General features: G+C 54.3%; 23 protein-coding genes. 13 read left to right on the forward strand and 10 right to left on the reverse strand.

All coding sequences use genetic code 11. The features are described from left to right. Positions 1–7 precede the first annotated feature (7 nt). The 4 genes from QN378_RS15765 to dksA form a co-directional block, all read right to left on the reverse strand. Positions 8–2,962: a sensor histidine kinase gene (locus QN378_RS15765; RefSeq protein ID WP_322206788.1), complete on the reverse strand. Its 2,955-nt coding sequence runs from the start codon at positions 2,960–2,962 to the stop codon at positions 8–10. Continuing rightward, positions 2,946–3,122 (reverse strand): hypothetical protein, encoded by a 177-nt coding sequence (locus QN378_RS15770; RefSeq protein WP_003250005.1) that lies wholly within the window; start codon positions 3,120–3,122, stop codon positions 2,946–2,948. Before QN378_RS15770 ends, QN378_RS15765 begins: the two co-directional genes overlap by 17 nt. Before the next feature lie 102 nt (positions 3,123–3,224). Continuing rightward, positions 3,225–4,112 carry a tRNA glutamyl-Q(34) synthetase GluQRS gene (gluQRS, locus tag QN378_RS15775; RefSeq protein ID WP_322206789.1) on the reverse strand — a complete coding sequence of 296 codons (888 nt, stop codon included), beginning with the start codon at positions 4,110–4,112 and terminating at the stop codon, positions 3,225–3,227. A gap of 236 nt (positions 4,113–4,348) precedes the next feature. Continuing rightward, the gene (gene dksA, locus QN378_RS15780) at positions 4,349–4,792 is read right to left on the reverse strand and encodes an RNA polymerase-binding protein DksA (RefSeq protein ID WP_322206791.1); all 444 of its coding nucleotides are present in this window, start codon (positions 4,790–4,792) and stop codon (positions 4,349–4,351) included. Between the two features lie 347 nt (positions 4,793–5,139). On the opposite strand from dksA, the gene QN378_RS15785 reads away from it, so the two are divergent. Continuing rightward, complete coding sequence (locus tag QN378_RS15785; protein WP_322206793.1) at positions 5,140–6,312, forward strand: pyridoxal phosphate-dependent aminotransferase; 1,173 nt, start codon at positions 5,140–5,142, stop codon at positions 6,310–6,312. Next, entirely contained in the window at positions 6,312–7,052 is a 741-nt protein-coding gene (gene sfsA, locus QN378_RS15790) for a DNA/RNA nuclease SfsA (protein WP_322206795.1), read from the forward strand. Before QN378_RS15785 ends, sfsA begins: the two co-directional genes overlap by 1 nt. Here sfsA and QN378_RS15795 read toward each other — a convergent pair. After that, positions 7,030–7,359, reverse strand: a complete 330-nt coding sequence (locus QN378_RS15795; protein WP_322206797.1) for a Rieske (2Fe-2S) protein — start codon at positions 7,357–7,359, stop codon at positions 7,030–7,032. The two genes, sfsA and QN378_RS15795, sit on opposite strands and share 23 nt — an antisense overlap. 264 nt (positions 7,360–7,623) lie before the next feature. Between QN378_RS15795 and QN378_RS15800 the strand changes: the two genes are divergently transcribed. Together QN378_RS15800 and deoC are read left to right on the forward strand one after the other, a co-directional pair. Then, positions 7,624–8,496, forward strand: coding sequence for a ChaN family lipoprotein (locus QN378_RS15800; RefSeq protein WP_407074121.1), 873 nt, complete (start codon positions 7,624–7,626; stop codon positions 8,494–8,496). A gap of 152 nt (positions 8,497–8,648) precedes the next feature. Next, a complete protein-coding gene (gene deoC / locus QN378_RS15805) occupies positions 8,649–9,419 on the forward strand; it encodes a deoxyribose-phosphate aldolase (RefSeq protein WP_322206799.1) in 771 nt (256 codons plus the stop codon). A 151-nt stretch (positions 9,420–9,570) separates the two neighbouring features. Here deoC and QN378_RS15810 read toward each other — a convergent pair whose 3' ends face one another. From QN378_RS15810 to QN378_RS15825, 4 genes are all read right to left on the reverse strand, one after another. Beyond that, positions 9,571–10,047 carry a hypothetical protein gene (locus QN378_RS15810; protein ID WP_322206800.1) on the reverse strand — a complete coding sequence of 159 codons (477 nt, stop codon included), beginning with the start codon at positions 10,045–10,047 and terminating at the stop codon, positions 9,571–9,573. Between the two features lie 385 nt (positions 10,048–10,432). After that, positions 10,433–10,732: a TfoX/Sxy family protein gene (locus QN378_RS15815; RefSeq protein WP_322206801.1), complete on the reverse strand. Its 300-nt coding sequence runs from the start codon at positions 10,730–10,732 to the stop codon at positions 10,433–10,435. Between the two features lie 232 nt (positions 10,733–10,964). After that, positions 10,965–11,309, reverse strand: a complete 345-nt coding sequence (locus QN378_RS15820) for a pentapeptide repeat-containing protein (protein WP_322206802.1) — start codon at positions 11,307–11,309, stop codon at positions 10,965–10,967. Positions 11,310–11,399: 90 nt separating this feature from the next. Further along, positions 11,400–12,944 carry a bifunctional aminoglycoside phosphotransferase/ATP-binding protein gene (locus QN378_RS15825; protein ID WP_322206803.1) on the reverse strand — a complete coding sequence of 515 codons (1,545 nt, stop codon included), beginning with the start codon at positions 12,942–12,944 and terminating at the stop codon, positions 11,400–11,402. A gap of 117 nt (positions 12,945–13,061) precedes the next feature. Here QN378_RS15825 and mrcB point away from each other — a divergent pair, with 117 nt between their 5' ends. From mrcB to QN378_RS15840, 3 genes are read left to right on the forward strand one after another with little or no spacing between them, the layout of a single operon-like run. After that, positions 13,062–15,383 carry a penicillin-binding protein 1B gene (mrcB, locus tag QN378_RS15830; protein WP_322206804.1) on the forward strand — a complete coding sequence of 774 codons (2,322 nt, stop codon included), beginning with the start codon at positions 13,062–13,064 and terminating at the stop codon, positions 15,381–15,383. A 16-nt stretch (positions 15,384–15,399) separates the two neighbouring features. Further along, entirely contained in the window at positions 15,400–16,149 is a 750-nt protein-coding gene (locus QN378_RS15835) for a hypothetical protein (protein WP_322206805.1), read from the forward strand. Beyond that, complete coding sequence (locus QN378_RS15840; protein WP_322206806.1) at positions 16,149–16,478, forward strand: YqcC family protein; 330 nt, start codon at positions 16,149–16,151, stop codon at positions 16,476–16,478. The genes QN378_RS15835 and QN378_RS15840 overlap by 1 nt, the downstream gene beginning before the upstream one ends. Positions 16,479–16,508: 30 nt before the next feature. Here the strand turns inward: QN378_RS15840 and QN378_RS15845 are convergent, their stop codons facing one another. Further along, positions 16,509–16,943 (reverse strand): DUF4124 domain-containing protein, encoded by a 435-nt coding sequence (locus QN378_RS15845; protein WP_322206807.1) that lies wholly within the window; start codon positions 16,941–16,943, stop codon positions 16,509–16,511. A gap of 401 nt (positions 16,944–17,344) precedes the next feature. On the opposite strand from QN378_RS15845, the gene QN378_RS15850 reads away from it, so the two are divergent. The 6 genes from QN378_RS15850 (at position 17,345) to msrQ (ending at position 23,339) form a co-directional block, all read left to right on the forward strand. Next, the gene (locus QN378_RS15850; protein WP_322206808.1) at positions 17,345–19,069 is read left to right on the forward strand and encodes an acetolactate synthase 3 large subunit; all 1,725 of its coding nucleotides are present in this window, start codon (positions 17,345–17,347) and stop codon (positions 19,067–19,069) included. 2 nt (positions 19,070–19,071) lie between these two features. Beyond that, a complete protein-coding gene (gene ilvN, locus QN378_RS15855; RefSeq protein ID WP_322206809.1) occupies positions 19,072–19,563 on the forward strand; it encodes an acetolactate synthase small subunit in 492 nt (163 codons plus the stop codon). A gap of 47 nt (positions 19,564–19,610) precedes the next feature. After that, positions 19,611–20,627 carry a ketol-acid reductoisomerase gene (ilvC, locus tag QN378_RS15860; protein ID WP_299835451.1) on the forward strand — a complete coding sequence of 339 codons (1,017 nt, stop codon included), beginning with the start codon at positions 19,611–19,613 and terminating at the stop codon, positions 20,625–20,627. A gap of 156 nt (positions 20,628–20,783) precedes the next feature. Further along, positions 20,784–21,641 carry a CDP-diacylglycerol--serine O-phosphatidyltransferase gene (gene pssA / locus QN378_RS15865; protein WP_322206811.1) on the forward strand — a complete coding sequence of 286 codons (858 nt, stop codon included), beginning with the start codon at positions 20,784–20,786 and terminating at the stop codon, positions 21,639–21,641. Between the two features lie 64 nt (positions 21,642–21,705). After that, the gene (gene msrP / locus QN378_RS15870; protein ID WP_323549769.1) at positions 21,706–22,719 is read left to right on the forward strand and encodes a protein-methionine-sulfoxide reductase catalytic subunit MsrP; all 1,014 of its coding nucleotides are present in this window, start codon (positions 21,706–21,708) and stop codon (positions 22,717–22,719) included. Beyond that, positions 22,719–23,339: a protein-methionine-sulfoxide reductase heme-binding subunit MsrQ gene (gene msrQ / locus QN378_RS15875; RefSeq protein ID WP_322206813.1), complete on the forward strand. Its 621-nt coding sequence runs from the start codon at positions 22,719–22,721 to the stop codon at positions 23,337–23,339. The genes msrP and msrQ overlap by 1 nt, the downstream gene beginning before the upstream one ends. The last annotated feature ends 104 nt before the right edge of the window (positions 23,340–23,443 follow it).

Raw genomic sequence — 23,443 nt, forward strand, 5'->3', positions numbered from 1 at the left:
GACGGTCTCAGTTAGTAGCGGACGTCGCTTCGACATGACGCGGCAAAGTCACCCGGATACGGGTGCCGCGTTGATGCTCGGGGTCGGCCGGGCTGTCGATGGTGATTTGTCCATAATGCTCTTCAACGATGGAATAGACCAGTGCAAGGCCCAGTCCGGTACCTTCCCCCGGGTCTTTGGTCGTGAAAAACGGTTCGAATAATCGGTCCATGATTGATTTTGGAATCCCACTGCCTTCGTCTTCTACGATCAGATCGACCGTGTGTTCGGAAATTTCTGTTTTTACCCGCACGGCGCTGCCCGATGGTGAAGCGTCACGGGCGTTGGTAAGCAGGTTTATCAACACCTGCGCGAGTCTTTGTGGGTCTCCGTCCACCCAGTGTTCCGGGTTGCACAGATTGAAGAATTGCACCTCGTAATTGCGTCGATTCAGCGCCAGTAAACCGATAGCATCTTGGGCTACTTCAGCCAGGCATACCGCTTCGTCGGAATGTTGGTGACCGCCGGCATGAGCAAAGCTCATGAGTGACTGAACGATGCGTGAAACACGTTTGGTCTGTTCAAGAATCTGGCTACTGATTTCCGTCAGTTCGCTGTCGTCTTCGCGTTCTTCGCGCAGATTTTGCGCCAGGCATGCGATGCCGGTAATCGGATTACCAATCTCGTGGGCGACGCCCGCTGCAAGGCGACCGATGCTGGCCAAGCGCTCGGAATGCACTAGCTTATCTTCAAGCATCTGGGTATCGGTCAAGTCTTCAACAAGCAACACCAAACCGCTGTTACCCGGCGCGAGGGGTTCGTCGATGGCGGCTTTGTGCAGGTTTAACCAACGTGTCTGGCCATCCAGCCCGAGACGTTGTTTGTGCAAGTGTTCGTCAGGCAGGTCAATAAAGCCCTGCAGCAGTTCTTTCCACGGGTCGGCGATTGTTTCCAGTCGAGAGCCCACCACTCGCTGCGCCCCGATGCCGGTTAACTCTTCCATGGCTTTATTCCACATCAGGATTTCCTGATCCTTGGCCAGTGAGCACACGCCCATGGGCAATTCCTGCAATGTTTGGCGGTGGTAGCGGCGCAACGCATCCAGTTCGGCAGCCAGGCCTGTCAGCCGTGAGTGATAGTCCTCGAGACGACTTTCGATGAAGTGGATGTCTTCGGTGACATAGTTTTCACTGCCGGATTTGTATGGCAGGAAGGTTTCAACCATGTCCTGTGCGACGCTCGGTCCCATCAATCCCGAAAGGTTGGCTTCGATCCGATCACGCAGGCGGCGCAGTGCGTAAGGGCGGCGCTCATCAAACGGCAGGTAAAGGTCGCGCAGTGCTTGTTCGACTTCTTTTTGTGCGGCTTTTGCGCCCAGGGGTTTGGCCAATTGCGTGGCGAATTCCTGAGGGGACGCAGCGTGCAACTCTCGCCGTTGCGGACGTCGCACGTTATCCACAGCGCAGGCTTCCGCGGCGCTGGCTTCTTCCGGGCTGGCGTCACTGAACAACGAGATCAGGGTGAAAATCAAAACGTTGGCCGCCAGTGAGGCGATGGCTGCCATGTGCCAACTGGTGTCGTCAAGCACGTAGATCATGTTCAACATCGGGATATAAAAGCCGTGGAAGTTGCCAATCAAGGGCAACAGCATGCTCACCATCCAGACACCGATCCCCGCTATCAGCCCGGCAATGAAGCCGCGACGGTTAGCGGTGGGCCAGTACAGCACCGACAATACCCCAGGCAGAAACTGCAACGTGGCGACGAAGGCCACGATGCCTAAATTCGCTAAATCCTGCTGTTTACCGAGTAGTAAGTAGAACCCGTAACCCAGCATGATGATGGCGACAATCAAGCCGCGACGGGTCCATTTCAGCCAACGGTAAATATTGCCTTCGGCAGGCGGTTGATACAGCGGCAATACCAAGTGATTGAGTGCCATACCCGATAAGGCCAGCGTAGTGACGATGATCAGTCCGCTCGCCGCTGATAAACCGCCGACATACGCCAACAATGCCAATGCTTTGCTGTTGGCGGCGATACCGACGCCTAACGTGAAGTACTCCGGGCTGGTCTGAGCGCCCAGTTTAAGTCCGGCCCATAGAATCAGTGGCACTGCCAGACTCATCAGCAAAAGGAACAGTGGCAAACCCCAGCTGGCGCTGACCAGCGAGCGCGGATTGAGGTTTTCGGTGAAGGTCATATGGTACATATGCGGCATGACGATGGCTGAGGCGAAAAACACCAACAGCAGCGTGCGCCATGGGCCTTCTTGCAGTGGGGTGTGAAGCGCGGCGAGGGCGGCCTGGTTTTGCAGTAACCACTGCTCTAACTGCGTCGGGCCGTCGAACACCCCATATAGGGCGTACAAACCTACGCCGCCCATGGCCACAAGCTTGATGACTGATTCGAAAGCGATGGCGAATACCAGACCCTCGTGTTTCTCCCGAGTCGCAATATGTCGTGAGCCGAAGAAAATTGTGAACAGCGTGATCAAGGCGCAGAAAGCCAGCGCAACACGGTTCTGCACGGGTTCGTGGGTCAGGATACCGATAGAGTCTGCGACTGACTGAATCTGCAAGGCGAGTAACGGCAACACGCCGATCAGCATGAAAATGGTGGTCAGTGCGCCGGCCCATGTGCTGCGGAAACGAAAGGCAAACAAATCCGCCAACGAAGACAGTTGGTAAGTACGGGTAATCTTGAGAATCGGATAGAGCAGTACCGGTGCCAGCAGAAACGCCCCGGATACGCCCAGGTAGCTGGATAAAAAACCGTAGCCGTATTGATAGGCCAACCCCACAGTGCCGTAAAACGCCCAGGCGCTGGCGTATACGCCAAGCGATAGGGTGTAGGTCAGCGGGTGGCGAATGATCCAGCGTGGGACTAGGCCACGCTCACTGACCCAGGCGACGCCGAACAGCACCAGCAAATAGGCGGCGCTGATCAGTATCATCTGGGTCAGGCTAAAGCTCATCGGCATCTCGTTGACTCTGCAGGATAAAGGTCACGACGATCAGAATCAGCCAGAGCAAATAGGGGCGATACCACGCGCCTGTTGGTTCAATCCACCAGTCCATAATGGCTGGGGAAAACAGGTATATCCCTACCACCAGGAGCAGGACCAATCGATAGATGTACATGCTGGCCTCACTAAAAAGGTCGGGCGATGGTACTGGATGGCGGCGAAGCTGCAAGCGGCGTTTTACGGGCTGCCATCGCGGCACTGCGCCGAAGGCTCTAACTCAGCTTAATTTAGCTTCTTCAAGGCTCTGGATTCTTGGGATCAAGGTTGCATCCCACTGCTCGATTCCCCACTTCAATACCTCGCGAGGGCTTGCGTAGTTAAGCCCATCGTCCGTTGGTTGGCCCAAGGCCCGTAAAGCACGAAGCAACAACAAGGTCGCTTGATCGTTTTGCAGCGGCGCAGATCGATACGATTTGCCTAGCTTGTTGCCGTCTGGTTGGGTGATCAGAGGCACGTGCAAATAGCGAGGTTGTGGCAGGCCGAGCAGCTCCTGAAGATAGAGCTGGCGGGGGGTAGAATCGAGCAAGTCCGCGCCACGAACAATATCGGTAATACCTTGCCAGGCATCGTCAATGATTACCGCCAGCTGATACGCATACAGACCGTCGCGACGACGGATAACGAAATCGCCGACATCGCGTCCCAAGTGTTGGGCAAAGAGGCCTTGTACCCGATCCTCAAAACGATAGTCCAGTTCGGGTACGCGTATGCGTATTGCGGCGTTTTCAGTAGTGTGTCCGAGGTTGCGGCACCTGCCGGGATACACCCCATTTGAGCCTTCCAATTGTTTGCGCGAACAGGTGCAGGCATAAGCCAGGCCGTGACTCAACCAGCGACGGATGACCTGCTCGTAGTCTTCGTGCCTTTGGCTTTGGCTGATCAGTTCGCCGTCCCACTCGAATCCGTAGCTTTCCAGCGTTCGCAAAATAGCTGTTTGCGCGCCAGCGACCTCGCGCGGGGGGTCAAGGTCTTCCATGCGCATCAGCCATTTTCCGCCCACCGAGCGGGCGTCGAGATACGACGCCAGTGCCGCAACCAATGATCCGAAGTGCAGATAACCGCTGGGAGTTGGCGCAAAGCGCCCGATATATGAGGGGGAATTCATGGTGCGATGGTAATGGAACAGTCAGCAATGATATACGGGATATTTGCGCTCCAGAACTGTAGGAGGGGCCGCTGGCATTGACGCTTTCGTCGGCAACCAACTCTCACAGAGACTTTGGCAGACACGAAAGGGAAGGCACTGAAAAATCTTTATCGCACGCTCCGACAGTAAGGTTCAATGCTGCTACGCCGCGCGTTAGAAACAACAAGGGGCGCCGAGGCGCCCCTTGTTGAAGATCATTTACCGACCTGTTTTTCTTTAATTTCGGCCAACGTTTTGCAGTCGATGCAAAGGTCAGCGGTAGGGCGGGCTTCAAGCCGGCGAATGCCGATCTCTACGCCACAGGACTCGCACCAGCCATATTCTTCTGCTTCTATCAATTGCAACGTCTTGTCTATCTTCTTGATCAGCTTTCGCTCGCGATCGCGGGCGCGCAGTTCCAGGTTGAATTCTTCTTCCTGGCTTGCACGATCTGCGGGATCGGGAAAGTTGGCTGCTTCGTCCTTCATGTGATCCATGGTCCGATCGACCTCTTGCATCAACTGCAGCTTCCACTTGTTGAGGATGCCGATGAAGTGGAAACGCATAGGCTCGCTCATGTATTCCTCACCCTTACTGATTACGTAAGGTTCGAAGTCACGAACGGGCTGGCTGCTTTGCTGCTTTTCTTGGGTGGGCATGAATGGACCGCCTCTCGCTTTTCTCTATCCATTGCGCAGGATTTTTTCTTCACCGACACCTGCCGGCCCTGCGGCTGCAAGCGGGCGAACTTACCAGATCAAATCGGAGCGCGCTACTCCCGGTTGTCGAGCCTGTTAGCACCTTTTTATCTTTGTAGGCTGTGATACTTGAGCAGGGTATGAAAAATCGTTCGCAAAAGTTGATTTTAGTCTTGGCGAAAGTACCCGTTCGATTTTTTTTGCGCAGGGGGTTGTTGGCAAGCGTAAGCGTCATAAACCGGACTGTAAGACCGCAGGTTGGGTAGAATCAGGCGATTGATACTCCGACTCTCCTTTAAGGAAGGCTCATGGCTCACCCCTACAGTGCGCGTAGTCGCGCTATCGAACCCTTTCATGTCATGGCCTTGTTGGCGCGGGCAAACGAGTTGCAGGCGGCAGGCCATGATGTCATCCACCTTGAAATCGGCGAGCCAGATTTCACGACCGCTGAGCCCATCATCGCCGCAGGTCAGGCCGCGTTGGCGGCAGGTAAAACTCGATACACCGCTGCTCGGGGATTGCCTGAACTGCGTGAAGCTATTGCCGGATTTTACGCTCAGCGTTACCGGGTGACCGTGGATCCAGATCGGATTCTGATTACGCCCGGTGGCTCTGGCGCTTTGCTGCTCGCCACCAGCTTGTTGGTAGACCCTGGTAAACATTGGTTATTGGCCGATCCGGGTTACCCCTGCAATCGCCATTTTTTACGACTGATAGAAGGCTCCGCGCAATTAGTGCCGGCTGGACCGGACGTACGCTATCAGTTGACGCCGGACCTTGTGGCCCGGCATTGGGATAAAGACAGCGTCGGCGCATTGGTTGCTTCACCTGCCAATCCTACCGGCACGATGTTGAGCCGTGATGAGTTGGCGGCGTTGTCTGCGGCATTGAAAATCCGCCATGGACATTTGGTGGTGGATGAGATTTATCACGGACTAACCTATGGCTGTGATGCGGCAAGCGTGCTCGAAGTTGATGACGATGCCTTCGTGCTGAACAGTTTTTCCAAATACTTTGGCATGACCGGCTGGCGGTTGGGCTGGATAGTCGCGCCGCAAGATGCGGTAGCAGACCTGGAGAAGCTTGCGCAGAATCTCTATATCAGTGCCCCGAGCATGGCTCAACACGCTGCGCTCGCGTGTTTTGAACCGCAGACCCTGGAGATTCTCGAAGAACGGCGCGCAGAATTTGGGCGACGACGCGACTTTTTGTTACCCGCGCTGCGCGAATTGGGTTTCGGCATTGCAGTCGAGCCGCAAGGTGCGTTCTACCTCTACGCAGACATCACCGCGTTTGGCGGCGACGCATTTGCTTTCTGTCGGCATTTTCTTGAAGTCGAACACGTCGCAATCACCCCTGGACTAGACTTTGGCCGCTTCCAGGCCGGTCATCATGTTCGGTTTGCTTACACTCAAAGTCTGCCGCGGTTGCAGGAAGCGATTGAGCGAATTGCCAAGGGTTTGCGGAGTTGGCAAGGCTGATGCGCTTCTCTCCTGAGCTTGAAAATGGTCGTCTGCTGGTCCGCTACAAACGCTTTCTTGCCGACATTGAAACCCCAGGCGGTGAAAAGCTGACTATTCATTGCCCTAATACCGGGTCGATGTTTAATTGCATGGCGCCAGGCGGGCGCGTTTGGTTCAGTCGTTCCAGCGATCCAAAGCGCAAGCTTCCTGGAACTTGGGAAATTGCCGAAACTCCACAGGGGCGTTTGGCCTGCGTCAATACCGGTCGGGCGAATAATTTAGTAGAAGAAGCCCTGCGCGCGGGTGTGATTACTGAATTAAGTGGTTTCACGGCGCTCAAGCGCGAAGTGCCCTATGGGCAAGAAAACAGTCGTGTGGATTTTCGCTTGGACTATCCGAGCGGGCCAGCATTCGTGGAGGTCAAAAGTGTCACTCTGGGATTTGACGAGTCCACGATCGCTGCTTTTCCGGACTCAGTGACACAACGGGGTGCGCGACATCTTCGCGAGTTGGCCAGCCTTGCGCGCAATGGCGTGCGTGGGGTGTTGGTATATTGCGTCAACTTGACGGGTATCGACGCGGTACGCCCGGCCGAAGAAATAGACCCGGTTTATGCGGCGGCCCTGCGTGAAGCCGTGGCGGCCGGCGTAGAGGTTTTGGCTTACGGCGTGCAGCTGACTCCGGAAGAAATTCGCATTGATCGTCGGCTTGACGTGCATCTGGCGCCAGTCAAGCCTATTTGTCAGAAGGCGGGCTGATCCAGATTCCGCTTGAATCTTCGCGGCAAGGGATTGCACGCAGTGACTGACCGGCGCAAGGTCCAGCCACACACTCCCCGCTTTCAATAAGAAACAGTGCGCCGTGTGTGGCGCACTGGATAAGGCTTGCACTCGGATCGAGAAATTGATCTGCCTGCCATTCAAGCGGCACCCCACGATGCGGACAGCGGTTGTGGTACACAAATACCTGCCCCTCTCTGCGTATTGCCAGTAGCTCAAGCCCCTCGATTTCGAAACCCCGGCTTTGTGCTTCGGTCAGATACTCTGCGTTGCAGAGAAATTTCATGCTTGGCTCCATCGCCATTACGTGGCTAGTGAGTGTCGCAGATCCGGCAGCTGGACGCTGCCCATCGCGGAAATTGACGCCGTGTGTCACTTCGGCACTTAAATTCAAGAAGTTGCCGACCAAGGGCGCTGTGGTGGCAATCATCCCGCATGACGTGAGTCTTGCGGCACGTTAATGTGGCCGTGTGCTGCTACAGAACTATTCGCATGGGTTAGCACTGTTATGCGACGGAGTTGGCAGGCACTCGCTGAGGCAGATCCATTGATTCGTTTGCAGTTGATAGCACTGCGGGTGGGGTGGGGGGCGTCGGGCACTTGCAGTGCGGCCTCTCGGTCAAAAAATATACCGGCTTGGCAAAGTCCTCTTGGGCATGAGCGTGTGGATGTAGGCATGATCCGTGATTTAAACAGTGGGCAAAAACTGACGGCGCAGCAACTGGGTGACCGTCTCGCGCAGGCCCCCCGGGTGTTGGTCGGCGAGCAACATGACAACCCAGACCATCACGCGTTGGAGTTATGGGTTTTACAGGTACTGGCTGATCGACGCTCCCAGGGAAGCCTGCTCTTGGAAATGCTTGATCCGAATCAACAATCCAGGGTCGATGAGGTCAAAGCGGCGTTCAAATCTGTTGCGCCGGCTGATCTTCCTGCTCAATTGGCCTGGCGGGATGGTTGGGACTGGGCGTTATACGGCCCCATCGTTCGTTATGCATTGGGACAGTCATATCCCTTATTGGCTGCAAATTTGGCCCCTGAAGAAGTCGCTACAATTTATAAGCAACAGCCCCCGCTCACGGGAACCCATTCTACGTGTCTGGCTGTACGTGAGCAGTTATTGGCGCACATTCGCGATTCTCATTGTGGACAGCTCCCAGAAGAGCACATACCCGCGATGCTGGCGGTCCAGCAACAGCGTGATCGACGTATGGCTCATCAGCTACTCGCCGCTCCGGTTCCGGCGCTGTTGTTTGCCGGGGCGTACCGCGTGCGTAAGGACATCGGCGTGCCAACACACCTTCGCGATCTGGGCACGGGAGACGGTACCGTTGTTCTGCTCCTTGCAGAAGTAGGTGTCCATGTAACCTCTGCTTTTGCCGATTACGTTTGGTACACCGGCGCAATGTCCAGAAAGAACTGACGCACTCAGTGGCTTAATAACGCCTTGTAGACTCGCGTCCCCCTTAGGACACTTCCTGCAAATGCGTAGTCCCTTTCTCTGTTCTACGGCCGGAAACATTTGTTGCTTCGGTCTCGTTTACTGTCTGTCCTGTTACTGAGCGGTCGAACGGGATGAGAGACATGAATTCGCAAGAGGAGCAGTTAGCGCTTCAAATGATAGGGTTACTGGATTTAACCTCGCTTAATACAGATGATAACGAAGCGCGCGTCATTACCCTTTGCCGACGAGCCATCACGCCCGTTGGCGAAGTCGCCGCAGTGTGTGTTTTTCCACATTTTGTTAAATTGGCGCGCCGCACGCTGGACGATTTGCGTGCCGATGCTGTACGCGTCTCTAGTGTCGCCAATTACCCCTATGGTGGGTCTAATCTTTTGTCGGCTGTGTCTGAAACTCGCGCCGCTTTGGCATCGGGCGCTGATGAAATCAGTCTGGTGTATCCCTATCGCTTGCACCTCACTGGCAACAAGCAGGGGACGAAGGATCTGGTGGCGGCCTGCAAAGAAACATGTGGAGATCGGGCTGTACTCAAAGTTATTTTGGAAACCGGCGAGTTGAGAGACCCGCAGATCATCCGTAATGTGTGCATGGACATGTTTGCGGCGGGTGCAGACTTTGTCGAAACCAGCACGGGCAAGGTCATCGTCAACGCCACGCCGCAAGCCGCGCGGATAATTCTGGAAGTGATCGCAGAAGCAGGTGGACAGGGGGGATTCAAAGCCGCTGGTGGTATTCGAACGTTCGATGAGGCGAGGGTCTATCTTGACTTGGCGAAGGCCCGTTTTGGCCCGCATTGGGTTAGTGTCAATAGCGTAAGGTTGGGCGCAGGAAGCTTGCTTGACGATCTGCTCACTCACTTGGGTGTATTAGCGCCGGGTCGTTGACCGTTGCCCGGGGAGCGCAGGTCGCACAAAGGTCGCGTATCGTCACGGAGTTAACTGTTCGATGCTTGTATTCCTGCACCCATTTCCCGGCTTGGTACAGGCATAACTCGCTTGTGGCGCATGAATTTTTCGAAGCAGTCGGGCCAAGCGCTCAGCTGAAGATGAGGTTGCTAAAATCCAGCGAAACCAGCAACGGGTCAGAAATCTTCTGCCCGGCCTCGTCGTAGGCAAAGATACGACGTTGAGTCGGCATCATCAGGCCCTGCACCTCGCGGTAATCACTAACGTAATTGGCACCTGTCGCACCGCCAAGAATGTCTACGGTGTAATCATGGCGGCGCATGAGGCCGTCTGGGCCGAAGTGCGTGATCTGCTTGCGAGTGTGGCTCTCGATATAGTCAGGAAAGATGACTTCCAAACGGCGCCACTGCTCGCCGTTTTCCTGCCATGGTTCAATTTCTCTGCACTGGAAACCCCGGTAGGTGTAGAGGAAAGGCGAGGTCAGGTATGTCCACAACGCTTCGCTGGCAAAGTAAGCCACATGTACTAAGTCCCAAGGGCTTTCCCGTGTATGAGAAGCGAAGGAGTCGGCTGGGTGGTCGCGTTGCTCGGTAACTATTGCGTCCACAGGCAACTCCCCAAGGAGCAGTGATATCGCCGTAACTGGCAATATCTACCTTCTCCACGGTTTTGGATCTGTGGGCAAGGCAGTGGCTTTAACGCCACTCCGGTGGCGATGTGATTGTTTAACTTCCCGGGTTTCACACGCTGTTGTAGTTCCAACAGTAACCTTGGCTTCAAATACTGCGTCTGTTTAGCGGATTTCGTTTAACGGTGTGCCTTCTCTGGCGGCAAGTACTCGAGCGACGCAGTCTGCGAAATAGACTTCAATGGTCCCTTAGACCTATCAGGAGAAATCTAAGATTGCGAAATCATGGTCCTTCAAATCTCAGACCAGTCTGGCCAATCGTAGAGTTTCTCCCGTTTGCATATCGGCGCCATCATTCACGTTTTTACTGGGCTGACCTAGCGTCTATATCCAACGCCTTTGGTCGCAGCGAAAGAGCATCCAGTTCCTCATTCAACGCTTCTTTACGTTCGGCAGATATGTCGCTCCAGTGGATGTCCAAAAGTGCCCCCTCAATGGCATAAAGCAAAACTTTTGATGCGCGGAATCCTCGCCTCCGCACCGCCCGGTAAGCACCCACTGCGCCCAGCCGACGTAAGTCGGAAACGCTATGAATACCCACTGCGTGTAACCACTGCGAAGACGTTTTGCCGAGATTTTTCAAATGTTGCAGTTCATCGTTCATCCTGCCTCCTTGCTATGGCTGAGCACTGCACTGCGCTTGCTGTGTTGGCAAACATTAAAGAAGTGTAGCGGGGAGTGAAAAAAGCGCTCAAAGCGCTAATGAACTGACACTGCTAATGCGGGAATGTTGCTAAAGCGAGTTCAACCTCGCTGGAGTTTTCGGTCGACGCGCTGCGACCTGCCCCGCGCGTCAGAACGGGCGGGGCAAACTGTGACTTGGACAGAGGCGTCGTCTATTTTGTTCGGTAGCGTAGGCGCGTACCGAAATTCACCGACATTAGAATTTCGTCCGCCGAAAGTTCTACCGGGAAAAAGGCCCCAGAGATTTGTGCATGGCCAAGGCTTGCACCCTCCATAGCGGTATGCCGCAAATCTAGTCCCCGCAAATCGGCTGCACGAAAATACGCGTCGGTGAAGTCAATGCCAACGGCATCCAGCTTTCTCAGGTCTAGTCCGCGGAAATCACCGCCGGTCAAATCGATGGTGCCCGTTCTGGGTTTTTGAAGATTGAAGTCTTCAACTTTTTCGTGATGCAACAATACATAAAGGTGGGAGTCGAGCTGCTTGGGGTGGCTCATGAGGCTTCTCCAGTTATATTTATGACGCCATTATAGTGCCACTATTTTTGAGCCGTGAAGCGTTAAGTGCGACACAGCTCAAAAAGAGTCTTAAAGACCCGGCAAGCGTTGGCGGAGATGGGCAACTAGACCATCTATATCGCTGCTGTTGTTAGTTTCGACACGTTTGCTGCGCAGGATTTCATCGGCACCCAACGGTTCGCGATTGGCTTGTTGAGCTTCAATCACTTTCAAGGTGGCATCGGACGGATCATTATTCTGCGCTTGACGGAGTGCAAGCCAACCTTCGATCACGGCCTGCGGCGCATTGCAGTCGAGGATCAAGAATGGCGCGCCAGAAGCTTCGGCAACTTTGGCAGCGGCGTCACGTTGCTCGCGCTTCAGGTAAGTGGCATCGATGACCACCGGGAAACCGGCGCGCAGTATGCCATCCGCCAGTTGATTCAATCGTGTGTAGGTGGCGGTGCTGGCATCAGCGCCATATAGATCTCCGCTCTCGCTGCTATTGGCGAAAAGGCGCTTGCGTTCAACGTCAGAGCGCAAACGAATCGCCCCCAGTGCTTCCACTAAACGCATTGCTACGCGGCTTTTGCCTACTGCGGACACCCCGTGGGTGATCACAAGAAAGCGTGACGGAATTGCGCTATAGCTTTCTGCCAAATTGGCGTAGTTGCGATATTGACGCAGCGTAGTCGCTCGCTGGACGGGATCAGCGTCTGTAGGCAGGCTAAACAGCGCGATTTTTGCGCGAACGAGCGCACGGTACGCTTTATAGAAGTTAAGCAGTTCAAGGCCCTGATAGTCGCCAGTCAGTTCGAGATATTGGCTGATCAGACGTCGAGATAAGGACTTCAGGCCCCGGTCTTCAAGGTCCATCGCTAGGAAGCCGATGTCTGCATAGACGTCCGTAAATCGGAAAGGCTCGTTAAATTCGATACAGTCGAAAATAACGACATTGCCGTCGATCAGCGTGATGTTACCTAAATGGATGTCGCCGTGACATTCGCGAATGAATCCATCGGTTTTGCGCAGGGACAGCAGGCCTTTGAGTCGTTCGAAACTACACTGCGCCCAGGCTTCCAATGCATCCAGCTGTTGTAAGTCGGCTGTGTCGTTGATCAGGGCGCGAATTTGCTCGAAATTTTGCAAGACCGGCGCCATTACGGACTCAGGTGTGCCTTGCGCATGCTCCAGAGGCACATGAGGGGCGACGAGGTGGAATTCAGCAATCTGTTTGGCCATTTCGTCGATGTGCGATGTGGTCAGTTCGCCGTTCGCCTGTAAGGTGCTGAGCAGTTGGCTTTGTGGGAACTGACGCATTTTCAAGGCATATTCGATCACTTCGCCGTCACCGCCTATCTTCGGTGCGTCGATCGTGCCCGTAATGGGCAAAACTTCCAGATAAAGATTATTTGTCAGGCGCTGATTCAAGCGCAATTCTTCGCCGCAAAAGTGCTCGCGGGCTGAAAGCGTGGTGAAATCCAGAAAGCCGAAATTCACCGACTTCTTGAACTTATAAGCATAAGGACCGGTTAGCAGCACCCAGGAAATATGCGTCTCAATGACCTGAAAACTGTCGACCGGGTGTGGAAATAAAGCCGGGTTTTGCATCGCGGTTATCAGGGATTGGCTCACAGGCGATCCTTCAAGGGGTTAAAAAATCAGGTCGCTATTATGGCGATTGATCGCAGTACTGCAAACCGCTAGAAGCGTGTCTTTCGATCATTGATAAAGTGCGTATAATCCGCCGCCATGACTCGTACCCGCACTTCTCGTAGCCCAAAAAAACGCGCCTCTGGCGGTCTTCGTCCCTGGTTAGGCTGGGCGCTGAAGCTCGGTCTGGTCGGCTTGGTCGTGCTCGCTGGCTTCGCGGTTTATCTCGATGCCGTTGTTCAGGAGAAGTTTTCTGGCAAGCGTTGGACCATCCCGGCAAAGGTTTACGCACGTCCGCTGGAGCTGTTCGTCGGGCAAAAGTTATCTGAGGTTGACTTTCTGACTGAACTCGATGCGTTGGGCTATCGCCGTGAAGCAGTGGCGAACGGTCCCGGCGCGGCGGCGGTCAGCGGCACAACTGTTGATCTCAATACCCGGGGTTTCCAATTTTACGAGGGCACGGAGCCGGCTCAGCAGATTCGTGTGCGGTTTGCGGGTAACTCGGTCGCTGCTTTATCTGCGATCAACGGTTCGAAGTTGTCGGTGGCTCGGCTTGAGCCGCTAATGATCGGCGGCCTTTACCCGAAGAACCTCGAAGATCGCATCCTGATAAAGCTTGATCAGGCGCCGCCTTATCTGCTCGACACATTGGTGACGGTTGAGGACCGGGATTATTACCACCACTTTGGTGTGTCACCCAAGTCAATCGCGCGAGCTTTCTGGGTCAATGCGTCTTCCGGTCAAATGCGTCAGGGTGGGAGTACGCTTACGCAACAGTTGGTCAAAAACTTTTACCTCACTAACGAACGCAGCCTCAGCCGTAAGCTGACTGAAGCAATGATGTCGGTGCTGCTGGAGATTCATTACAGTAAGAAGGAAATTTTGGAGGCTTACCTCAATGAGGTTTTCCTCGGTCAGGATGGTCAAAGGGCCGTCCATGGTTTCGGGCTCGCTAGCCAGTATTTTTTCAGTCAGCCGCTGTCTGAACTTAAATTGCATCAAGTTGCGCTGTTGGTAGGGATGGTCAAGGGGCCTTCCTATTACAACCCGCGCCGTTATCCAGAAAGGGCAATGGAGCGCCGCAATTTGGTCCTTGATCTGTTAGAGCAGCAAGGCGTAGCGACGGCGGACGTGGTTGCCGCTGCAAAGAAAATGCCATTGGGCGTGAGCAAGGTAGGCAGCCTGGCAGATAGCTCTTTCCCGGACTTCCTCGATCTGGTCAAGCGACAGTTACGAGAAGACTATCGCAACGAAGATTTGACTGAAGAAGGTTTGCGTATCTTTACCAGTTTCGATCCCATCCTGCAGATGAAGTCAGAAGCCGCAGTGAGCGAAGCGTTCAAGAAGTTGGACGGGCGCAAGGGAGGGGAGGATGTGGAAACTGCCATGGTCGTGACCAATCCGGAAACCGGCGAAGTCCAAGCCTTGGTCGGCAGTCGCCAGGCCGGATATGCCGGGTTCAACCGGGCGCTGGATGCCGTGCGCCCGATCGGATCACTGGTTAAGCCTGCGATATATCTGACGGCACTCGAACAGCCAAGTAAGTACACCTTGACCAGTTGGATCGCCGATGAACAGTTTTCTGTTAAAGGCGCTGACGGTCAAGTCTGGAAGCCACAGAACTTCGATCATAAATCCCACGGCAATATATTTCTGTATCAAGGATTGGCGCACTCCTACAATTTGTCCTCGGCGAAGTTGGGTCTCGAACTGGGTGTGCCCAACGTACTAAAAACGTTGGCAAAGTTGGGCATCTCCCGAGAATGGCCAGCCTACCCATCGATGCTATTGGGTGCAGGTAGTCTGACTCCGATTGAGGTGGCGACCATGTATCAGACCATCGCCAACGGCGGTTTTAATACACCCATGCGAGGCATCCGCAGCGTGTTGACCGCTGAAGGTGAGCCGCTTAAACGTTATCCATTCCAGATTCAGCAGCGCTTCGATCCGGGCTCCATTTATCTGCTACAAAATGCCATGCAGCGCGTCATGCGTGAAGGTACGGGCAAGTCGGCTTATAACCAATTGCCTGGTACGCTGAATCTTGCAGGGAAAAGCGGTACTACCAATGATTCGCGTGACAGCTGGTTTGCCGGTTTTAGCCAAGATTTGTTGGCGGTAGTCTGGATAGGCCGTGACGATAACGGCCAAACACCGTTTACTGGCGCGACCGGTGCGTTGCAAATATGGACCAGCTTCATGCGCCGGGCCGAGCCTCTTTCGCTAGAAACCGCGAAGCCCGATAACGTGGTCCAAGCGTGGATCAACGCTAGCACCGGCCAAGGCTCCGATTCGACCTGCCCGAACGCGGTGCAGATGCCGTATATTCGTGGCAGTGAGCCAGCGCCCGGCACTGCTTGCGGGGGTGTCCCCGCCGCAGCCGATTCCGTAATGGATTGGGTCAAGGGCTGGTTGAAATAAGCAAAGAGGATGTGACGTGAATAAGTGGTTGATTCCTGCTTTAACAGCGGTGGCTTTGCTTAATGGCTGCGCGAGTGTGCAGCGCGGTTCCATTCCGGTCGAAGATTCCGGTAGCAAAGTCTCCAACAGCGAGCGCGTTCAGGGTAATCGGGCAGGCGGCTATCGTCAGACCGCGCCTCAGCAGCAAGGCGTGCCACAAAATTCGGGTGTCACAGTGATGATCCCGAGTGGCAGTGGCTCGACGCCGATCCAGAGTTACCCTGCATCAACGGGTGCTCCTCAGTTCAATACCAATCCGATCGATACCACACCTATTGACACGGCACCCATCAATTCAGCCCCAATGAATACGGCGCCGATCAGCAACAGCTATAACTCCACAGCTCCGACTGGGATTCCCAGCAGTAACAACAGCGGCGGCGGCTTATCTGCGGATGAACAGCTTGATGGCGCAGTGCTTTCGTTGCTCACCACCGCACAGCAACAGCAATCCAGTGGCGATCTCAATGGTGCGTCGTCGAGTCTGGAGCGTGCCCAGCGTGTAGCACCACGCGAACCGCAAGTACTTTTCCGTCTGGCACAAGTGCGATTGGCTCAAGGTGACGCCCCTCAGGCTGAGCAACTCGCTCGTCGCGGTTTGACCTATTCCAATGGCCGCCCGGACTTGCAGGCCAGTCTGTGGGGATTGATTGCTCAATCTCGCGCAAAGCAGGGTGATGCGGCGGGTGCTGCGTTGGCACGGCAAAAAGCAGGAACTGGTTCCTGATGGATAAACGCTTCCCTCAAGTGGCTGAGCAGTTGCTGCTGATTGAGCGCGAGTTGCGCGTACTGGGATGGTGGCGCGAGTCGCCGCCCAGTATGGAGGCCTTGTCCAGTCGTGAACCGTTTTGTGTTGATCTGCTGGCATTTGATCAGTGGTTGCAGTGGATTTTTCTGCCGAGAATGAAAGACATCCTTGAGCAAAATCTGCCACTGCCCAACGCGTCTGGCATTGTGGAAATGGCCGAGATGGTTTACTCAGGTTGTCCGCAGGAGACTCATACACTTCAGCAATTGCTGGCGAAATTTGACCGGTTAATTACTGAAACTCACTAACAATAACGCCGGTCGGGCGCCGGTGTGATTTTATTGGCAATTGTCCGCTATCGCTTTTTCAGTTTCGGCGATTCGGGTTTGACGTTCCTCCTCAGTCAAGCGCCTCATCACGCCACTGACCTCCAGGCGTACCCGCGGGTTGTTTCGAAACTGAGCAAGATTGGTCCTCACGTCCTCGCAATAGGCCGCACGTTTAGCCTCTTGTACGGCTACCTGCTTTTTGACCTTGGCGTCTATTGCATCCTGATTGCCATGGCCACTGTCAGGCAAAGGCGCCTGCGGCACCGCTCGGGCTGGCATTGGCGGCGATTGCTTAATGTCTATCTGCTGTGCCGCCTGGTTAGGCGGCGGCTGAGCATCAAAATGAGTTTGGCCTTGAGCATCGACCCACTTGTAGATCTGGCCTGCCTGGCATACGGCATTCAGCGAGCACAACAGGGCCGCCGCTAAAATCATGCAACGCATAGTGCTTCCTTCGATGTTTGTGCACGCGGCAAAACTACCATAAGTGCGGGGTTAGAGCCGTTATTCAGTGACTTTCCATGCTCTTAATCGCAAGAAAACGCACGGATGACTTGACTTGAGCAGGTGTAATCACAACAATCCAAAGTTCGCTGAAGACGTACTGCCAGAAGCAGGCCGTCTCGGTAGATCATGAGGTGCACATCCGCGCCGACCTGTAACACCCGCAACGCGTTACCTCGCGCTGGGTGGGAAAGCCCCGCAAAACTTGGGGAGCTCCCAATACTTGCTCAGTCAGTGCTGACGTAGTCGGCGACCACCGTCGCTCATGCTCTGCTAGCAGTAAACCTAATTAAGATCCGTCCCGCGTGTGGGCGGAATTCTGGCGTTTAGAGGTGAACAACGTGGAGCTTTTATCTGGCGCTGAAATGGTCGTCCGCTTTTTGCGCGACGAAGGCGTTAAGCATATTTATGGGTACCCCGGCGGTGCCCTCCTGCATATCTATGACGCCCTGTTCAAAGAACCAGCAGTAACGCACATCCTGGTTAGGCATGAACAAGCCGCAACGCACATGGCTGATGGCTATGCTCGGGCAACTGGCAAGGCTGGAGTTGTGCTTGTGACGTCCGGTCCGGGCGCAACCAACGCCATTACCGGCATCGCGACCGCTTATATGGACTCGATCCCGATGGTAATTCTGTCGGGTCAGGTCCCGAGTAATATGGTCGGCACCGATGCTTTTCAGGAAACCGACATGATCGGTATTTCCAGGCCCATTGTGAAGCATAGCTTCATGATCAAAAATGCCGCGGAAATTCCAGAAGTGCTAAAAAAAGCCTTCTACCTCGCGCAATCCGGTCGGCCAGGTCCGGTTGTGGTCGATATCCCGAAAGATATGACCAACCCGGCCGAAAAGTTCGAATATATCTTTCCGAAAAAAGCCAAGCTTCGTTCTTATAGCCCAGCTGTTCGTGGTCATTCGGGTCAGATTCGCAAGGCTGTGGAAATGTTGTTGGCCGCTAAGCGCCCCATCATTTATGCCGGCGGTGGTGTGATTCTGGGTAACGGCTCAGCACCGTTAACCGAGTTGGCGCATTTGCTCAACGTGCCGGTGACCAATACCTTGATGGGCCTTGGTGCTTATCCTGGCAACGATCGCCAGTTCCTGGGCATGTTGGGCATGCACGGTAGCTACACCGCTAACTTGGCGATGCACCACGCCGATGTGATTTTGGCCGTCGGGGCGCGGTTCGATGATCGGGTAATCAATGGTCCGGCCAAGTTCTGTCCGAGCGCCAAGATTATCCATATCGATATCGATCCGGCTTCGATCTCCAAGACCATCAAGGCTGACGTACCCATTGTCGGCCCGGTTGAAAGCGTGTTGACCGAAATGGTTGCTACCCTGAAGGAAATCGGCGAAACACCGAACAAGGAAATCGTCGCCAGTTGGTGGAAGCAGGTTGAAGAATGGCGCGGAGACCGTGCCATGTTCCCGTACAACCGGGGCGACGGTAGCATCATCAAACCGCAAACTGTTATTGAGACGCTCAGTGAAGTCACTCGTGGCGACGCGTATGTGACGTCCGACGTAGGCCAGCATCAAATGTTTGCCGCGCAATATTATAGATTCAATAAGCCCAATCGCTGGATCAACTCCGGCGGTCTGGGCACGATGGGCTTCGGTTTCCCGGCAGCGATGGGCGTCAAGCTCAGCTTCCCGGAATCAGACGTTGCCTGCGTGACCGGCGAAGGCAGTATCCAGATGAACATCCAGGAGCTGTCGACCTGCTTGCAGTACGACTTGCCGGTGAAGATCATCAACCTGAACAACGGTGCGCTGGGTATGGTGCGTCAGTGGCAGGACATGAACTACGGCGCTCGTCACTCGCATTCCTATATGGAGTCGTTGCCGAACTTCGTCAAATTGGCTGAAGCCTACGGTCACGTGGGTATGCGCATCACTGAGCTGAAAGATTTGAAGCCGATGATGGAAGAAGCGTTTGCCATGAAGGATCGTCTGGTATTCCTGGATATCAAGGTCGATACCAGCGAGCACGTCTATCCAATGCAGATCAAAGACGGCTCCATGCGCGATATGTGGCTGAGCAAGACGGAGCGGACTTAATCATGCGGCACATCATTTCCTTATTGCTGGAAAATGAACCCGGCGCCTTGTCGCGGGTGGTTGGTCTGTTTTCTCAGCGCAACTACAACATCGAAAGCCTGACCGTAGCGCCAACCGAGGACCCGACGTTGTCGCGTCTGACGCTGACTACGGTTGGACACGATGAAGTCATCGAGCAGATCACCAAAAACCTCAACAAATTGATTGAGGTAGTCAAGCTGGTAGATCTATCCGAGAGCGCCCATATCGAGCGCGAGCTGATGCTGGTCAAGGTTAAGGCGACGGGTGCTCAGCGGGCTGAGATCAAGCGCACGACGGATATCTTCCGTGGGCAAATCGTTGACGTATCCAGTAGCGTTTACACTGTGCAACTGGCAGGGACAAGCGACAAACTGGATAGCTTCATCCAGGCCATAGGCACTTCAGCCATCCTGGAAACAGTACGCAGTGGCGTAACGGGCATTGCCCGTGGCGACAAAGTACTGAGCATCTAACTCAATTTTGATAATGGCCCGAGAGGCCAGGATAACAGGGGAACTTCATGAAAGTTTATTACGACAAAGACTGCGACCTTTCGATCATCCAGGGCAAAAAAGTGGCCATCATCGGTTACGGTTCCCAGGGCCACGCTCAAGCGTGCAACCTGAAAGACTCCGGCGTAGATGTCACTGTTGGCTTGCGTAAAGGTTCGTCTACTGTCGCCAAGGCTGAAGCTCATGGCTTGAAAGTGACTGACGTTGCTTCTGCCGTGGCCGCTGCTGACTTAGTCATGATTCTGACTCCAGACGAATTCCAGTCCCAACTGTACCGGGATGAAATCGAGCCTAACCTGAAGAACGGCGCGACTCTGGCCTTTTCCCACGGTTTCGCCATCCATTACAATCAGGTTGTTCCTCGTGCCGACCTCGACGTGATCATGATCGCGCCGAAAGCACCGGGCCACACCGTTCGCTCCGAGTTCGTTAAAGGCGCAGGTATTCCTGACCTGATCGCGATCTACCAGGATGCTTCCGGCAACGCTAAAAACGTCGCACTGTCCTATGCTTCGGGCGTTGGTGGCGGTCGTACTGGTATCATCGAAACCACTTTCAAAGACGAAACCGAAACCGATCTGTTCGGCGAGCAAGCCGTACTCTGCGGCGGTACCGTTGAGCTGGTTAAAGCGGGCTTCGAAACCTTGGTTGAAGCCGGTTATGCGCCGGAAATGGCCTACTTCGAGTGCCTGCACGAGTTGAAGCTGATCGTCGACCTCATGTACGAAGGCGGCATCGCCAACATGAACTACTCGATCTCTAACAACGCTGAGTACGGCGAATACGTGACCGGTCCTGAGGTCATCAACGCTGAGTCGCGTCAAGCTATGCGCAATGCCCTGAAGCGTATTCAGGACGGTGAGTACGCCAAAATGTTCATCAGCGAAGGCGCTACTGGCTACCCTTCGATGACTGCTAAGCGTCGTAACAATGCCAACCACGGCATCGAAATCATTGGCGAGAAGCTGCGTTCGATGATGCCATGGATCGGGGCTAACAAAATCGTCGACAGAACCAAGAACTGATTTCAGCTCTTACGGTTTTCGTTTTAGGAAAACGCGGCCTCGGCCGCGTTTTTTCGTTTTGGCGGCACGCTTCTGGTATAAAGCTGCATCGTTTGATAACGAACCCTCGTTACAAACCTCTATTGAAACTTTCCACACCGTTGCAAGGTATTGTCCATGAGCGAACGTCCCGAAGAGCCAGCCCAGGCCTCTGACGCCGAAAGCCTGTTACCCATTGATGAGCATGTTGAAGAAGGCCATGACGCCGAAGGGCATAAAGTCCGTCACCGCGGGATCTATCTGCTGCCTAATTTGTTCACAACGGCGAATTTGTTTGCCGGGTTTTATTCCATTATTAGCTCAATGAGCGCGCAAAGCGCGCTGAGTGCCGGAGATCCGGCTGAAGCGAGCAAGTATTTTGGTTTCTCTGCCATCGCAATTTTTATAGCGATGGTGCTCGACGGCCTTGATGGTCGAGTAGCACGTATGACTAACACGCAAAGCGCTTTTGGCGCTGAGTACGATTCCCTGGCTGACATGGTTGCGTTTGGCGTTGCTCCGGCTTTGCTGGCCTTTGGTTGGGCGCTGGGCGATATGGGCAAAGTCGGCTGGATGGTTGCATTTATCTATGTCGCTGGCGCTGCATTGCGACTTGCTCGCTTTAACACTCAAGTTGGTAAAGCGGATAAGCGCTATTTCATCGGCCTGGCCAGCCCTGCTGCTGCGGGCGTTGTCGCGGGTCTCGTCTGGGCGTTCAGCGATTACGGGATCCAAGGATCGAAGATGTCGTTTCTAGTTGCGTTGCTGGTTGCCGCGGCCGGCATGCTGATGGTGAGCAATATCAAATACAACAGCTTCAAAGAACTGGACCTCAAAGGGCGCGTCCCGTTTGTAGCCATTCTTGCCGTAGTGCTGGTGTTTGCGGTGGTGTTCAGTGATCCGCCACGTATCTTATTGCTGATATTCCTCGCTTACGCAGCGTCCGGTCCGTTTCAAAATTTATTGAAGCTGCGTCGTCATAAATCCCCTGAGTGATTTGTAATTTCCGCCATACTCCACGGTCTATTGGTGCACTCGTCCCCAATGCTGTGGAGCCATCATGCTAATCAAGCTGCCTTCGGTATCTGACTGCAATGAGTCGGGTGTCACGCCTGAATCTGTTTACTTCTCTCGTCGCACGCTGTTGGGTGGCTCTGTCGCCGCCCTTGCGGCCAGCGCATTGCCGCGTTGGGCCGATGCTGCTGACCCTACTCCTTATGCGGATGTCGAGCCGGGTGCCGCGCCTAATTGGTTCAAGGCGAAGCTGCCGGATACGAAATGGCAGGCTGTCACCGTTAAAGGTGAGGCGATCACGCCGTTCAAAGATGCGACCCACTACAATAATTTTTATGAGTTCGGCTCTGATAAAGGTGACCCTGCGCAAAATGCGGGGTCTCTGAAAACCGAGCCTTGGACGGTGGTCATTGACGGTGAGGTGGGAAAGCCGGGTCGTTATGCGCTTGAAGACTTCATGAAACCGTATCAATTGGAGGAGCGGATCTATCGATTGCGCTGTGTCGAGGCGTGGTCGATGGTTATTCCCTGGGTGGGCTTTCCTCTGTCTGCGCTACTTAATCGCGTAGAACCTAATGCCAGCGCTAAGTACATCCGCTTCGAAACGCTTCAGGATCCTAAATCGATGCCAGGTCAGCGCTCCAACTTTGCATTGATCGATTGGCCTTACGCTGAAGGTCTGCGTCTGGATGAAGCGATGAACCCTTTGACGATTCTCGCGGTGGGGATGTATGGCCGCGAGCTGCCCAATCAGAACGGAGCGCCGTTGCGTCTGATAGTGCCATGGAAGTATGGTTTCAAGAGCGCGAAGTCTATCGTGCGAATCAGTCTGGTCAGCGAGCAGCCTAAAACTACTTGGCAAAGCATAGCCGCGCGTGAGTATGGTTTTTACGCCAACGTGAATCCGACCGTCGACCACCCGCGCTGGACGCAAGCACATGAGCGTCGTTTACCCAGTGGGTTGTTCAGTCCCAACATTCGGCAGACGGAGATGTTCAACGGGTATGGGGAGCAGGTTGCCTCTTTGTATACCGGTATGGATCTGCGGAAGAACTATTGATGCGCTATCCATTTTGGCGAATTGGTGTTTTTGCCGCAGCCTGCATCGCACCTGTACTTTGGCTATACCAAGCCTGGATTCTTGCTTTAGGGCCTGATCCCGGCAAGGTTATGGTGGACCGCCTTGGTTTGGGTACTTTGATCTTGTTGTTGATTACCTTGGCGATGACTCCTTTGCAGCGTTGGAGCGGATGGCCAGGCTGGATTGCAGTGCGCAGGCAGCTAGGGCTGTGGTGCTTTGCTTATGTCGTTTTGCACATGAGCGCTTACGCCGTCTTTATTCTGGGATTGGATTGGTCCCAATTGAGCGTCGAGTTGGTCAAGCGGCCCTACATTATCGTGGGTAGTTTGGCGTTCCTGTGTTTGCTCTCGCTGGCGATAACGTCCAATCGCTATAGTCAGCGTCGGTTGGGTGGGCGTTGGAAGAAGCTTCATCGCCTTATTTACGTGATTCTCGGGCTTGGACTGCTTCATATGTTCTGGATCGTCCGGGCTGATCTGAAGGAGTGGGCGCTGTATGCCGGGATCGGTGCATTGTTGTTATTACTGCGGGTTCCAGTGATTGCTAGGCGAATCCCCCGGTTGGTCGGTCCAAAAGCGATTCATGTTACGAAATCATGAATTAGACCTTGACGTAACTTTCTCTGAGCCTATAATTCGCACCTCTTCCGGAGCAGATGAAACGAAAACTCCTTGTTAATCAATGAGTTAACCAGTTTTGTTAG

It is taken from the genome of Pseudomonas sp. 10S5 (assembly GCF_035019745.1).
In the GTDB taxonomy this organism is placed as follows: domain Bacteria; phylum Pseudomonadota; class Gammaproteobacteria; order Pseudomonadales; family Pseudomonadaceae; genus Aquipseudomonas.